The 13,445-nt window shown below is 66.6% G+C and carries 14 protein-coding genes and 1 pseudogene; 12 read left to right on the plus strand and 3 right to left on the minus strand.

Annotated elements, in window-relative coordinates:
• Positions 1–2 precede the first annotated feature (2 nt).
• From ACHMXA_RS20805 to bglX, 6 genes and pseudogenes are all read left to right on the plus strand, one after another.
• Entirely contained in the window at positions 3–593 is a 591-nt protein-coding gene (locus ACHMXA_RS20805; protein WP_125952939.1) for an HD domain-containing protein, read from the plus strand.
• 20 nt (positions 594–613) lie between these two features.
• On the plus strand, positions 614–1,381 hold the full coding sequence (locus ACHMXA_RS20810) for a class II aldolase/adducin family protein (protein ID WP_176666739.1): 768 nt from the start codon (positions 614–616) through the stop codon (positions 1,379–1,381).
• 131 nt (positions 1,382–1,512) lie between these two features.
• A pseudogene (locus tag ACHMXA_RS20815) lies at positions 1,513–2,438 on the plus strand (LysR substrate-binding domain-containing protein).
• 82 nt (positions 2,439–2,520) lie between these two features.
• Positions 2,521–3,948 carry an FAD-dependent tricarballylate dehydrogenase TcuA gene (gene tcuA, locus ACHMXA_RS20820; protein ID WP_176666939.1) on the plus strand — a complete coding sequence of 476 codons (1,428 nt, stop codon included), beginning with the start codon at positions 2,521–2,523 and terminating at the stop codon, positions 3,946–3,948.
• Positions 3,932–5,158, plus strand: coding sequence for a tricarballylate utilization 4Fe-4S protein TcuB (gene tcuB, locus ACHMXA_RS20825; protein WP_176666741.1), 1,227 nt, complete (start codon positions 3,932–3,934; stop codon positions 5,156–5,158). Before tcuA ends, tcuB begins: the two co-directional genes overlap by 17 nt.
• A gap of 300 nt (positions 5,159–5,458) precedes the next feature.
• The gene (gene bglX / locus ACHMXA_RS20830; RefSeq protein ID WP_395316290.1) at positions 5,459–7,597 is read left to right on the plus strand and encodes a beta-glucosidase BglX; all 2,139 of its coding nucleotides are present in this window, start codon (positions 5,459–5,461) and stop codon (positions 7,595–7,597) included.
• Between the two features lie 45 nt (positions 7,598–7,642).
• Here the strand turns inward: bglX and ACHMXA_RS20835 are convergent, their stop codons facing one another.
• Entirely contained in the window at positions 7,643–8,002 is a 360-nt protein-coding gene (locus tag ACHMXA_RS20835) for a hypothetical protein (RefSeq protein WP_176666743.1), read from the minus strand.
• A 194-nt stretch (positions 8,003–8,196) separates the two neighbouring features.
• On the opposite strand from ACHMXA_RS20835, the gene ACHMXA_RS20840 reads away from it, so the two are divergent.
• Both ACHMXA_RS20840 and ACHMXA_RS20845 read left to right on the plus strand, forming a co-directional pair.
• The gene (locus ACHMXA_RS20840) at positions 8,197–8,490 is read left to right on the plus strand and encodes a hypothetical protein (protein WP_176666744.1); all 294 of its coding nucleotides are present in this window, start codon (positions 8,197–8,199) and stop codon (positions 8,488–8,490) included.
• Positions 8,487–8,837 (plus strand): VOC family protein, encoded by a 351-nt coding sequence (locus ACHMXA_RS20845; RefSeq protein WP_176666745.1) that lies wholly within the window; start codon positions 8,487–8,489, stop codon positions 8,835–8,837. Before ACHMXA_RS20840 ends, ACHMXA_RS20845 begins: the two co-directional genes overlap by 4 nt.
• Before the next feature lie 21 nt (positions 8,838–8,858).
• Here ACHMXA_RS20845 and ACHMXA_RS20850 read toward each other — a convergent pair whose 3' ends face one another.
• Positions 8,859–10,154: an aspartate carbamoyltransferase gene (locus tag ACHMXA_RS20850; protein ID WP_176666746.1), complete on the minus strand. Its 1,296-nt coding sequence runs from the start codon at positions 10,152–10,154 to the stop codon at positions 8,859–8,861.
• Between the two features lie 214 nt (positions 10,155–10,368).
• Between ACHMXA_RS20850 and ACHMXA_RS20855 the strand changes: the two genes are divergently transcribed.
• The 4 genes from ACHMXA_RS20855 (at position 10,369) to ACHMXA_RS20870 (ending at position 12,899) form a co-directional block, all read left to right on the plus strand.
• Complete coding sequence (locus tag ACHMXA_RS20855) at positions 10,369–10,872, plus strand: MarR family winged helix-turn-helix transcriptional regulator (protein ID WP_176666747.1); 504 nt, start codon at positions 10,369–10,371, stop codon at positions 10,870–10,872.
• Positions 10,873–10,934: 62 nt separating this feature from the next.
• Positions 10,935–11,177 carry a hypothetical protein gene (locus ACHMXA_RS20860; RefSeq protein ID WP_395316291.1) on the plus strand — a complete coding sequence of 81 codons (243 nt, stop codon included), beginning with the start codon at positions 10,935–10,937 and terminating at the stop codon, positions 11,175–11,177.
• Positions 11,177–12,139: an MFS transporter gene (locus ACHMXA_RS20865; RefSeq protein ID WP_395316292.1), complete on the plus strand. Its 963-nt coding sequence runs from the start codon at positions 11,177–11,179 to the stop codon at positions 12,137–12,139. Before ACHMXA_RS20860 ends, ACHMXA_RS20865 begins: the two co-directional genes overlap by 1 nt.
• 58 nt (positions 12,140–12,197) lie before the next feature.
• Positions 12,198–12,899 carry a hypothetical protein gene (locus ACHMXA_RS20870; protein ID WP_218088364.1) on the plus strand — a complete coding sequence of 234 codons (702 nt, stop codon included), beginning with the start codon at positions 12,198–12,200 and terminating at the stop codon, positions 12,897–12,899.
• Between the two features lie 175 nt (positions 12,900–13,074).
• On the opposite strand, the gene ACHMXA_RS20875 is transcribed toward ACHMXA_RS20870, so the two are convergent.
• Positions 13,075–13,425, minus strand: coding sequence for an alpha/beta hydrolase (locus ACHMXA_RS20875; RefSeq protein WP_176666749.1), 351 nt, complete (start codon positions 13,423–13,425; stop codon positions 13,075–13,077).
• Between the last annotated feature and the right edge of the window lie 20 nt (positions 13,426–13,445).

Below are 13,445 nucleotides of genomic sequence, written 5' to 3' on the forward strand. Positions count from 1 at the left end.
CGATGAACGCACGCGCAAGTTTCAAGAGCATGCAGGAAAGCACGCGCGAAGACTGGCAGCTGATCGGTGGCGAGTTCATGCAGTTCGCGGGCGGCCTGCCCGCCCGCGTGATCAAGCACCTGCAGATCCTCGAAGGCGACTACGGCGGCTTCCCGGTCGACCGCTACACCCACTCGCTGCAGACCGCCACCCGCGCGCTGCGCGACGGCCGCGACGAGGAATACGTGGTGTGCGCCCTGCTGCACGACATCGGCGACACCCTTGGCAGCTTCAACCACCCCGACATCGCCGCGGCCATCCTCAAGCCCTTCGTGAGCGAAGCCAACCACTGGATGGTGCAGAACCACGGCATCTTCCAGGGCCACTACTTCTTCCACCACATCGGGCTGGACCGCGACATGCGCGACAACTTCAAGGGCCATCCGCATTACGAGCGCACGGCCGAGTTCTGCGCGCTCTACGACAACCCCGCCTTCGACCCCAAGGCCGAGACCCTGCCCATCAGCGAGTTCGAACCCATGCTGCGCCGCGTGATGGCACAGCCGAAGCAGAGCATCTACAAGGCCGCGCTGACCGAGCCCGCGGCCGCCTGAACCAGCCTTAGGAAACACCCATGAACGCCTTCGCACAACCCGAAATCCAGAAGCTCGTCTCCGCCGAGGAGTGGCAGCTGCGCGTCGACCTCGCCGCGTGCTACCGCCTGGTAGCGCTGCACGGCTGGAGCGACCTGGTCTTCACGCACATCAGTGCGCGGATTCCGGGCCCCGAGCATCACTTCCTGATCAACCCCTACGGCCTGATGTTCGACGAGATCACCGCGTCGAGCCTGGTGAAGGTCGACCAGCAGTGCAACAAGGTCATCGACTCGCCCTACCCCGTGAACCCCGCTGGCTTCGTGATTCACAGCGCGGTGCATGCGGCGCGGGAAGACATCCAGTGCGTGCTGCACACCCACACCCGCGCCGGCATTGCCGTGAGCGCGCAGAAGAACGGCGTGCTGCCCATCAGCCAGCAGTCGACCTTCGTGCTGGCCTCGCTGGCGTACCACGACTACGAGGGCGTGGCCTTCCGCGACGACGAGAAGCCGCGCCTGCAGGCCGACATGGGCAACGCCAACTTCCTCATGCTGCGCAACCACGGCCTGCTGACCTGCGGCAAGACCATTGCGGACGCCTTCCTCTCGATGTACACCTTCGAGGCCACCTGCCAGATCCAGATCGCGGCGCAGTCGGGCGGAAGTGAACTCACGCACGTGAATCCGCGCATCGTGGAGGGCGTGGGCCAGGCCATGAAGGTGCAGACCGGCGGCCTGGGCGGGCAGTTCGTCTGGCCGTCGCTCATCCGCAAGCTCGACCGCATCGACGACAGCTACAAGCAGTAAGACCGACCTTCGCCGGTCACGGTTTCCACGGCTGCCAGCGCCTGCGCGACGGGTGTTGGCGGCCATTTTTTTGCCTGGCCGCTGCTGTGAGTGCCGAGTGCGGCACTCCTTGCCGGTGCGATGATCGCCCGATGGAACTCAGGCAACTGCGCTACTTCGTCAAGGTCTGCGAGCTTCGCAGCATGGGCCGCGCCGCGGTCGAACTGGGTGTCGTCACCTCGGCGCTGAGCCAGCAGATCAGCCGGCTCGAAGGCGAGCTCTCCACCCGGCTGCTCAAGCGCAGCGCCAGCGGCGTGGTGCCCACTGATGCCGGCGTGGCCTTCCTGCACCAGGCCCAGCTCGTTCTGCGCCATGCCGACGACGCGGTGCTCGCGGCGCAGCAGGCGCGGCTCTCTGGCCACGTGAGCGTGGGCCTCGCGCCCACCACCGCCACGGTGCTCGGCGTGCCGCTGATGCGCGCCATGCGCGAGCGCTACCCCGATGTGCGGCTGCACCTGGTCGAGGCGCTCTCGGGCCATCTCACGACCATGCTGCAGGCGCGGCAGCTCGACCTGGCCGTGCTGTTCCATACCGACACGCCGCGGCGCTGGAGCGTGACGCCACTGTTGGCCGAGAAGCTCTTCGTGATCGCATCCCCCACGCTGGCCCATCGCCCCACCGGTGCGCGCGTGCGGCTCGCGCAACTGGCCGAGCTGCCTCTCATCCTGCCCACCGGCAGCCACGGCCTGCGCGCCACGCTGACGGCCGCCTTCACGCGGGCACGCATCTCGCCACGCATCGTGGCCGAGGTCGACGGCCTCGCACTGCTGATGGACGCGGTGCGCGCCGGCCATGGCGCGACCATCCAGCCCGGCGCCGCCACCGCGCGGCACGAGCGCGACGATCTGCAGCTCACCCAGATCGCCGACGCGCACGTGGGCCGGCGCAACCTGCTCGTGAGCCTGTCGGACGACGAGCTCTCCCCGCCGCGCTGGCCACCCGCGTGGTGGTGGCCGACACGGCGCGCACCCTGGTGCGCGAGGGCCGCTGGGCAGGCGCCAGTCTTCTCGAAACGTGAACACCCGTTGCCCGAACCGGCCTTTCGCCTGAAGGCCTGCCTGCCTACAGTCTCCTCATCCCAAGGAGACCCACGAGTGAGAGTGATGGACGTACTGGTGGTCGGAGGCGGCAATGCCGCCCTCTGCGCCGCCCTGATGGCGCGCGAGGCAGGCGCCTCGGTGCTGCTGCTCGAAGCCTCGCCCAGAGCATGGCGCGGCGGCAACTCGCAGCACACGCGCAACCTGCGCTGCATGCACGACGCGCCGCAGGACGTGCTGGTCGATGCCTACCCCGAAGAGGAGTACTGGCAGGACCTTCTGAAGGTGACCGGCGGCCTCACCGACGAGCGACTCGCGCGCCTTGTGATCCGCGCCTCGTCGAGCTGCCGCGACTGGATGCGCAGCCACGGCGTGCACTTCCAGCCGCCGCTGTCGGGCGCATTGCACGTCGCGCGCACCAACGCCTTCTTCATGGGCGGCGGCAAGGCGCTGGTGAACGCCTATTTCCGCAGCGCCGAAAGGCTCGGCGTGCAGATCCGCTACGACACGCCCGTGGCCTCGGTCGAGCTCGACGGCGAGCGCTTCGTGGCCGTGCGCACCGAAGCCGGCGAGCGCATCGAAGCGAAGAGCTGCGTGCTGGCCGCCGGCGGCTTCGAGTCGAACCGCGAATGGCTGCGCGAGGCATGGGGACGGAACGAGCGCGGCGAATGGCCTGCCGACAACTTCCTGATCCGCGGCACGCGTTTCAACCAGGGCGTGCTCCTGAAGCACATGATCGAGTCGGGCGCCGACAGCATCGGCGATCCGTCGCAGGGTCACATGGTGGCCATCGACGCGCGCGCGCCGCTGTACGACGGCGGCATCTGCACGCGCATCGACTGCGTGTCGCTGGGCGTGGTGGTCAACCGCGAGGCGAAGCGCTTCTACGACGAGGGCGAGGACTTCTGGCCCAAGCGCTACGCCATCTGGGGCCGGCTGGTGGCACAGCAGCCGGGGCAGATCGCATGGTCGGTCATCGACCAGAAGGCGGTCGGGCGCTTCATGCCGCCGGTGTTTCCCGGCACGCAGGCCGACACGCTCGGCGAGCTCGCGCGCAAGATCGGCCTGGACGAAGCCACCTTCGTGCGCACCGTGGAGGACTACAACGCCGCATGCCGCGTCGGCCGCTTCGACCACACCGCGCTGGACGACTGCCACACCGAGGGCCTCGCGCCCGCCAAGACGCACTGGGCGCGCCCCATCGATACAGCGCCCTTCCATGCCTATCCGCTGCGGCCCGGCATCACCTTCACCTACCTGGGCCTGAAGGTGGACGAGACGGCGGCCGTGCGATTCAGCGGCCGCCCCAGCCCCAACCTGTTCGTGGCCGGCGAAATGATGGCCGGCAACGTGCTCGGCAAGGGCTACACGGCGGGCGTGGGCATGAGCATCGGCACGGCCTTCGGCCGCATCGCAGGCACGCAGGCGGCAAAAGCCGCGCGGGCCTCCACGAAGAACGACAAGGAGGCCGCGCTTGCAGCAGCTCACTGATCTCGTCGCGCGCGCACGGGCGGATGCCGAGGGCACGCCCGCGCAGCGCGTGATTCCCATCGCCCCCGCGCTGCCCCTGACCGCCGGTGAAGGCGAAGTCGCGCGCATCCTGCAGATCTGCAACGCCTGCCGCTACTGCGAGGGCTTCTGCGCCGTGTTCCCGGCCATGACGCGCCGGCTCGACTTCGGCAACAAGGCCGACACGCACTACCTCGCCAACCTCTGCCACAACTGCGGCGCCTGCCTGCACGCCTGCCAGTACGCGCCGCCGCACGAGTTCGCGGTGAATGTGCCGCAGGCCATGGCCCGGGTTCGCATGCAGACCTATCACGACTACGCCTGGCCGCCCGCCATGGGCGCGCTCTACCGCAGAGCCGGCCTCACGGTCGCACTGGCCCTGGCGGGCGGACTCGCCCTCTTCCTGGTGCTGGCCGTGGCGATGTCGGGCTCGCTGCTGCACGGGCCGATGGCGGGCAACTTCTATGCGATCTTTCCGCACAACCTGCTCGCGCTGGTTTTCGGCGCGGTGTTCCTCTTCGTGATGCTCGCGCTCGCGATGGGCGTGCGCCGCTTCTGGCGCGAGGTTTCGCCGGCGAACGATCCTCAGAACGCGCCCGACCTGCCGGGCGTGCGCGGCCCCGCCGGCGCCGAGGCGGCACGCGATGCGCTGCGCCTGAAGTACCTCGACGGCGGTCACGGCGAAGGCTGCAACAACGAGGACGACCGCTTCACCCTGTGGCGCAGGCGCTTCCATCACTTCACCTTCTACGGCTTCATGCTGTGCTTCGCATCGACCTGCGTGGCGACGCTCTATCACTACCTGCTCGGCCTGCACGCCCCCTATGCGTTGACCAGCCTGCCGGTGCTGCTGGGCACCGCCGGCGGCATCGGGCTGCTGATTGGCCCCGCAGGCCTGCTGTGGCTGAACCTGCGGCGCGACCCGGCTCATGGCGACACCGCACAGCGCCCGATGGACCGGGGCTTCATCGCACTGCTGCTGCTCACCAGCCTCACCGGCCTCGCGCTGCTGGCGTGGCGCGACACCCGCTTCATGGCGCTGCTGCTGGCGGTGCACCTGGGCGTGGTGATGGCGCTCTTTCTCACGCTGCCCTATGGCAAGTTCGCGCACGGCATCTTCCGTTCGGCGGCGCTTCTGAAGTTCGCGATCGAGAAGAGGCTGCCGAGCCGATTGCAGCTGGGCGCCGACTGAACGGCGCAGCGAAGGCCGCGGCGCCGATGCGCGCTCGCCTTCGCCGAGCGTCACATCCGGCAACAACCTGCGCGAAGGCCTATCGAAAGGTGCGGCTCCCGATGTCTGCAGAATAGGAGCCCATGCACGTCCGACTCCCGCGCCTTCCGGCGCGCTCTCTCGCCCCCCGCCTGCGCCCTCCTCTCCCTCGCGCTCCTCCTGCCCTCCGCATCGGCCGCCGCCGATGCAACGACCGCTGCACCCCAGCAGCAGCCGCAGCAACAGGACGCCGAGGCCCGCATCGAAGCCCTGATCTCCCGCATGACGGTGCAGGAGAAAGCCGGCCAGCTCAGCCTGTACGGCCCTGCCGACATCGACACGCCCAACAACCCGCAGGCCGGCTGGCGCAACGCCCAGCAGGAGACGGCCGACGTTCGCGCCGGCCGGCTCACGGGCCTTTTCAACAACGCAGGCCTCGAAGGCAAGCGCAGGCTGCAGCAGATTGCGATCAAGGAATCGCGCCTGGGCATTCCGCTGATCTTCGGCGCCGACGTGATCCATGGCTTTCGCACGATGTTCCCGATGCCGCTGGCCGAGGCTTCGAGCTGGGAACCCGCGCTGGCCGAGCGCACCGCACGCGCCGCAGCAGTGGAGGCCACGGCCGACGGTTTCCGCTGGACCTTCGCGCCGATGGTCGACATCGCACGCGACGCGCGCTGGGGCCGGGGCCTCGAAGGCGTGGGCGAAGACGTCTTCCTCGCGAAGCAGTTCGCGGCCGCGCGCGTTCGCGGTTTCCAGGGCGCCGACCTGTCGCGGCCCGACTCGATGCTGGCCACGCCCAAGCACTTCGCGGCCTATGGTGCTGCCGAGGGCGGCCTCGACTACAACGTGAGCGACATCTCCGAGCGCACGCTGCGCGAGGTGTACCTGCCGCCCTTCCGCGCGGCGCTGGACGCGGGCGCGCTGTCGGTGATGAGCGCCTTCAACGAGATCGGCGGCGTGCCCTCCACCGCCAACCCCGCGCTGCTGACAGGCGTGCTGCGCGACGAATGGAAGTTCCGCGGCTTCGTGGTCTCCGATTACACGGCCGACGAGGAACTCGTGGAGCACGGCTACGCCGCCAACCCTCGCGAGGCGGCCAAGCAGGCCTTCATGGCGGGCACCGACGTGAGCATGCAGAGCGGCCTGTACATGCGCTACCTGCCCGATCTCGTCGCCTCGGGCGAGGTGCCGATGTCTCGGCTCGACGAGGCCGTGCGCCGCGTGCTGCGCGTAAAGCAGAAGCTGGGCCTGTTCGACGACCCCATGCGCGGCCTCGACGGCCTGCCTGCCGCCCAGCGCGCCGAGAACCCCGAATTCATCTCACTGGCGCGCGAAAGCGCGCGCCGCTCCATCGTGATGCTGAAGAACGACCGCATGCTGCTGCCACTGCCCAAGGCAGGCACGAAGATCGCGCTGATCGGCCCCTTCGCCGAGGGCACCATCGACCTGATGGGCGCCTGGAGCCTGTTCCCGGGGCAGTCGGCGCCGGTGGGCATCGACCAGGGCCTGCGCAACGCGCTGGGGCCCAACTCGTCGGTGAACGTGGTGCGCGGATCCGGCATCGAATCGGCGCTGCCCGGCGGCATCGACGCCGCGGTGGCCGCCGCGCGCGATGCCGACGTGGTGCTGCTGGCCATCGGCGAAAGCCAGAAGATGTCGGGCGAAGCACGCTCGCGCAGCGACATCGGCCTGCCGCAGGCGCAGCAGGACCTGGCCGAGGCGGTGGCCGCCACCGGCAAGCCCGTGGTCATGCTGCTGAGCAACGGCCGCGCGATGGCGCTCAAGGGCGCGGTGCGCAATGCGCGCGCCATCCTCGTGACCTGGTTCCTCGGCGTGCAGACCGGCAACGCGATCGCCGACGTGGTGTTCGGCGACTTCAATCCCTCGGGCCGGCTGCCCGTGAGCTTTCCGCAGACGGCCGGTCAGGTGCCCTACTACTACGGCCACAAGCGCACCGGGCGCCCCTCGCCGGAGAACGCGCCCGACATGGCCTTCAAGACCCGCTATGTCGACGCGACGAACGAGGCGCTCTATCCCTTCGGCTTCGGCCTCGGCTATGCGCCCGTGCGCTACGACAACGTGGAACTGAGCAGCGAGCGCATGCCGCTGTCGGGCACGCTGCGCGTGCGCGCCACCGTCACCAACACCGGCACGCGCGAGGCGGAGGAAGTGGTGCAGCTCTACGTCGCCGAGCGCGCCGCGAGCGTGACGAGGCCGGTGCGCGAGCTCAAGGGATTCCGCAAGCTGTCCATTGCGCCGGGCGCATCGGAAATCGTCGAGTTCACGCTCACGGCCGATGACCTGTCATTCATCGGCCGCGACATGAAGCCCACCGTGGAGCCCGGCGAGTTCGACCTGTGGGTGGCGCCCTCGGCCGCGAGCGGCATCCGCAAGCGCTTCGTGCTCACGCGGGATTGAGGCCCGCCGGCACCGAGCCCCCTATTCGTTCATCTGTTCGTCCGTCTATTCGCCCATCGCGTGCGCGACCGGCGAACCCGACGGATTCGCCGACGCCACGGGCGGCGCCACCTGCGACTCCATCACCTCGGTCGGATGGATGCCGTTGTTCGCGCGAATCGCTTCGGCCTGCACCTGCGCGCGATCGGCCCCCGACACGCTCGGCGCCGGCTGCGACTCGGCGACCTCGGTCGCATGGACGCCGTTGTTCGCGCGCATGGCCTCGTCAGCCACCGCATCGCGCGACTGCGTCGAGTGCGAGATCTGCGGATAGTCCGGCTCCGCACGTCCGCCCGCGTGCGCAAGCGATGCCAGCACCAGCGTGGGCGCGGCGACGATGCACAGGGCAATGGTTCGAACTCTCATGGCTGTCTCCTTGTGAGTGATGACTATGGATTCACTCTAGGACGCGGTACTTATCGGCCGCTGAGGGACTGCTTAGGTTGGGGTGAGGGTTCGCTTAGGTGTAGATGAGCACGCCTGCCAGCACGATTCGGCGCGATGATCCGAACGCCCGGCCATCCTGCGCATAGAGACAAGAAAGACGTCTTCCAAAGCCCATGTCCAACCACCGCCTGCCCATCGGCCACCAACTGAACCTCGTATCCGACACCCTCGTCGGCAGCTACAGCTTCCACCCCGCCGGCCACGTGAGCGCAACCATCGGCGCGAAGAACGGCCCGCTGGCTGCGCCGGTGTTCAGCTACCGCGTGACCTCCGAAGACTCGGTAGAGATCATTGACTCGAACGGCCGCATCGAGCGATGGGACGGCATCCGCGTCGAAGACGATCTGCTGCATGTCGAGTGCAACGGCCAGCCCCAGACATTCATCATCGGGAAACCCACGCCATGAAAGTCAAACGCCTAGTCGCCAACTTCGCCACGCCCGATCCCACGCGCGCCGCCATCTTCTACAAGGACATCCTCGGCCTCGACCTGCTCATGGACCACGGCTGGATCCAGACCTACGGCTCGCAGGCCGGCATGACGGTGCAGCTGAGCTTCGCATCCGAAGGCGGCTCCGGTACGCCGGTGCCCGAGCTCTCCGTCGAGGTGGACGACGTGAACGAAGCTTTCGAACGCATGAAGGCCGCGGGCTTCGCCATCGAATACGGCCCGGTCGACGAGCCCTGGGGCGTGCGGCGCTTCTACGTGCGCGATCCGTTCGGCAAGCTGGTCAACATCCTCGCCCACAGCTGACGCCACTGAAGGTCCTGGGCGTCAGTCGAGCCCGTGGAAGATGCTGTCGTCCGGCCCGATGTGCGAAGGCGGCGTCCAGGCAGCGTCGCGCATCGAGCGGCTCACCAGCTTGTCCACGCCCAGCAGCGTGGCGAAGATGGCCATGCGCACCGGGATGCCGTTGTCGGTCTGGCGGAAGATGGCCAGGCGGGGATCGTTGTTCAGGTCGACGCTCAGGTCGTGCGAGCCGGAGCGGCTGTCGCGCGGCAGCGGGTGCATCACCACCACGTCTGGCTTGCAGGCCGATTCGACGAGCGCGCGGTTGATCTCGAAGGCGTTGTCGAAGCCTTCCAGCACTTCGTCGTGCGCGAAGCGCTCCTTCTGGATGCGCGTGGCGTAGATGATGTCGGCGCCGGCCAGGCCCTGCGCGGGCGTGGCAGCCGTCTCGACCACGTGGCCGTTGCGGCTGACCGCATCGACGATCTCCGGCGGCATGGCCAGCGAAGGCGGAGAGATCAGCGTGAACTTCAGGCCCTTGTACAGCGCCAGCAGCTTGATGAGCGAATGCACGGTGCGGCCGTACTTCAGGTCGCCGACCATCGCGATGTGCGCGCCGTCGACCAGCTTGCCCAGCCGCGAGAACTCGCGCTGGATGGTGTAGAGGTCGAGCAGCGCCTGGCTCGGGTGCTCGCCCGGGCCATCGCCGCCGTTGATGACGGGCACGTTGGTGGCGCGCGCGAATTCCGCCACCGAGCCCTGCTCGGGGTGCCGCACGACGATGGCGTCGACGTAGCCGCTGATCACGCGGCTGGTGTCGTAGATCGACTCGCCCTTGGCCATCGACGAAAAAGTGAAGCCGGTGGTGTCGCACACCGAGCCGCCCAGCCGGCAGAACGCGGCACCGAAGCTCACGCGGGTGCGCGTGCTGGCCTCGAAGAACAGGTTGGCGAGCACCGCCCCCTCGAGCACGCGGCTCACCTTGCGGCGGCGCGCGATGGGCTGCATCACGTCGGCCAGCTGGAACAGCTCGTCGATGGCGTCGCGGTTGAACTGGCTGACCGACAGCAGGTGATGCGAGCCCCCGACCGCCATCGACTGGCGCAACGCACCGCCATGTGCGCTTTGCGTATATTCATCACGCCGACCGTCGGACGCGAGGATCTCACTCACGAAGCGCCGCGCGACCTCGGGCATGGCCCTGAATTCATTGGACTCGTCGGGCAGCAGCCAGGCGTCGAGTGCCCTTCTTCGGCTGCCGATGCGCTCGGCGAAGGCGTCGCGCGTCATGTTGAGTTGACGCATTGCGTCGCGTAGGAGCACCTGTTGGGGCGTGTTCATGGGCCTCGAATATATACTCAATGCGTATATTTTCAAAGCAAGCGCGACAATAACGAGCCCTAGCCATTCCAACCGGCGAGCGGTGCCGCTTCGCAATGGGAACAATGAACCTTGCTGCTCGTTAATTCGACAGTGCCCACAGGCTTGCTATCCAATCTTTTAATCCTTGCCGATATTTATACAGCCGGCTACATTTCAGCTAAGGATCAATCTAATGTTTGAACTCAAGGACCTGCCCAGTTACGAAACGCTTTCCGCCTTCGGGGAGGCCTATGGCAACCCGGACGTGGGCGGCCTGTACACATGGCTGGTCTGGGCCTCCGCCACCAATGAGATGCTCTCCGAATTTGAAGGCAATCTGGCCCGGCACGGCGGCCTGTCGCAGTCGCAGTTCTTCGTTCTGCTGCTACTCAAACGCAATCCCAGCGGCTTGAGCGTGGGGGCTCTGGCGCAAGGAGTGGCCGTAACCTCCCAAACGATGACTCGCATCATCGACCGCATGGAGGGCGCGGGACTGTGCCAGCGGGCCCCCGATCCGCAAGACCGCCGGGCTTGGCTGATCCGCCTTTCGCCACCGGGCGATAAGTTGCTGGATCAGGCCCTACCCGCGCACTACGCTTGGGTAGCAAATCTAATGCGTCACTTTGATGCTGAGGAACGCCAGATGCTCAACCAACTCATGCACAAGCTCCACGCCGCGGGCCTCGCATCCAAGTAAACAGGCCATCTTCGGTGCATGGCCTTTTTCCTAATCTATATGTAGTTAGCTTCATTTCAGCTATGAACCAAAATAAATTTACTCGCCACGAGCCTTCGACCGGATTGCGGCTGATGTTGACCCTGTGTGCGCTGGCCGTGGTGTCCCAACTCTATGTCCCCTTGCCCATCCTGAGGCAACTGGCCCAGACGCTTCACATGACGCCCGGAATGGCGGCAGCGGTAATGAGCGCGTTCGGCTTCGCCTATGCCGTGGGCTCATCGTGTTCGGCCCACTGTCGGACCGCCTTGGTCGACGCCATGTGATGGCGTGGGGACTTTTTGCACTAGCCCTGGTTTCCGCAGTGATCGGCTGGTCAGACTCCGCATCTCTGCTGGTTGCCGGGCGCGCACTGCAAGGCTTTGCCGCAGCTGCCTTCCCCCCGGTCGTCATCGCATACTTAGCCGAGCGCGGTACGCCGCGCCAGCGTACCTGGGGCGTGGCCTGGATCAGCACAGCTTTTTTGTCCGCTGGCCTGCTGGGGCAGATCTATGGCGGCACAGTGGCGGGCCGCTGGGGTTTTGGCGCCGCCATGCTGCCGCTGGCGCTGGTGTATGCCTGCACTGCAGGAGCCTTGCTCCTGACGGACGCTGATGCAGGCCAAGCCCCCAGCCACCCGTCCTTGCTGGCCGCTTACCGCCCGGTGGGTCGCCTGCTAGCCGATGCGAGCTTGCGGCGTGTCTATGGTCCGGCCTCACTGCTGCTCATGTGCTTCGTGACGTTCTACCTGACACTGGATGCTCATGCCGGCGCCGCGCTGCTCAACCAAGGCATCACCCCCTTGCTATTGCGAGCAGTGGCGCTGCCAGCCTTCCTCGCGCCACTGGCTATCGCCGCGGTAATACCTCGCGTCGGCGCACAGCGCATGGTCATCGCCGGCCTAGGCATGGCCGCGGCGGGGCTGGCCCTGTGCGCTTGGGCCGGCTCTACACATTTGCATGGCCTGCTAGCGGCGAGTGTGCTGTTTGTCGCTGGCGTCGGCATCAGCGTGCCCAGCCTGATTGCGCGTGTGGCCGGGCTGGCTGATCCACCCCTGCGCGGCCTAGCGGTAGCGCTTTACACCTTCGTGCTGTTTGTAGGTGCAAGCCTTGGCCCATGGCTCGCGCAAAGCATCTCGCACTGGCCTTTGGCACGCACGTTGTCGCTGTTGGCGGTACTGCTCACCGTGGCGGCTCTGTACGTCTTCACCGGCCGCAACGCCAGTACACCCTCCATGAGGGCTACGTAACGGGCAACGGCGCCGTACTCCTATTGGAGTTCTCAACCACCTCAACGAGAGATTCCGCATGAAAAGTACTCGTCAATCAGCCACGACACTGATTCTTGCTGCGTGCGTCGCAGGGGCATTGATCGCCAATGCACAAACCCAGCATTCGCCCACACCCTCAGCCGCTTTCCAGAAAGGAACGTCCATGCTCCCGCAGAATGCAGCCTTGTTGTCCGCATTGATTCCCGCCTCCCATCAACTAGCCGGGCACCGTAGCGTAGTCGTAGACGGGGAATCAGCGAGGTTGACACGCTACGAACGCAAGGATGGCCGTAACGCCGGCCTGCAAGGGGAGCACTTCAGCACAGTGGTTGCAGCAGACGGAACGCTCAAGGGTTTCGTCAACATATCAGCGGACCTGGCTGACGGGCCGCTGCCGTCGCGGGAACGAACCGAAGCCATTGCACGGGCCTTTTTGCAAAACCACGCACCGGAGTTGCTGTCGCACATGCAAATCAGTTGGATCGAGCCGCACGACGAAGCCCTACGCGTTCAGCGCAATGACCGCAGTGACACCGTGAAGGTGACGGGCATGAAGGTCAAAGCGGTCAATCTTGCCGATGGCCGCTGGTTCTGGGTCATTGTGGGTCGCGACGAACGTCCGATGGTCTTCGAGCGGGACGTAGTGTGGGTTACCTTCCCCGGACATCGGAAGACGGAGAAATGGCTACACGACAACTGGATCAAGGAGCAGTCGGCAAAGACGGTCAAGCAGCCGTGAGCGAAGCAGCGCGAGACAAGCCCATGCGAAACCCCATCGACTGGGGCATTCATAGAAATATGCCCTTCAGACAAAGCCTGAAGGGCATATTTCAAGCGCTCAATGCAGCCTGTTTACACAGACAGCGGAAGGCCCGTCCTTTTCTGCAACACCCAAACGTGTCGCGTCCGGTTCCTTACAGGCCAGCCTGGCGCGTGAACGACACGCTGGGCTTCTTGTACGCGGCCGGCACTTCGTCGCGGTAGAACGCGCGGCGGTCGAGGCTGGCGAGCGGGTCATGGGCCTTGGCGACGGCTTCGGCCTGGACGGTGGCGCGGTTGGCGGTCGACGTGAAGGTCTGTGCGCCGGCGGCGGAGGCTTCGCTGTATTCGTTGCCGGCGCGAGCGGCGGCAGCGGCTTGCGGGGCGACTTCTGCGCGGCTCACCGAGGAATTCACGACGTGCACGCCGTCATAGGTTTCTGCTTGAGCGCCGGCAGCAGCCAGGAGCGAGAGGGCAGCAGCGGCGAGGATCTTCGAGGCATTCATTTCAATCTCCTTCAGGGCAA

It is taken from the genome of Variovorax sp. UC74_104, assembly GCF_044055375.1.
Classification (GTDB): domain Bacteria; phylum Pseudomonadota; class Gammaproteobacteria; order Burkholderiales; family Burkholderiaceae_C; genus Variovorax.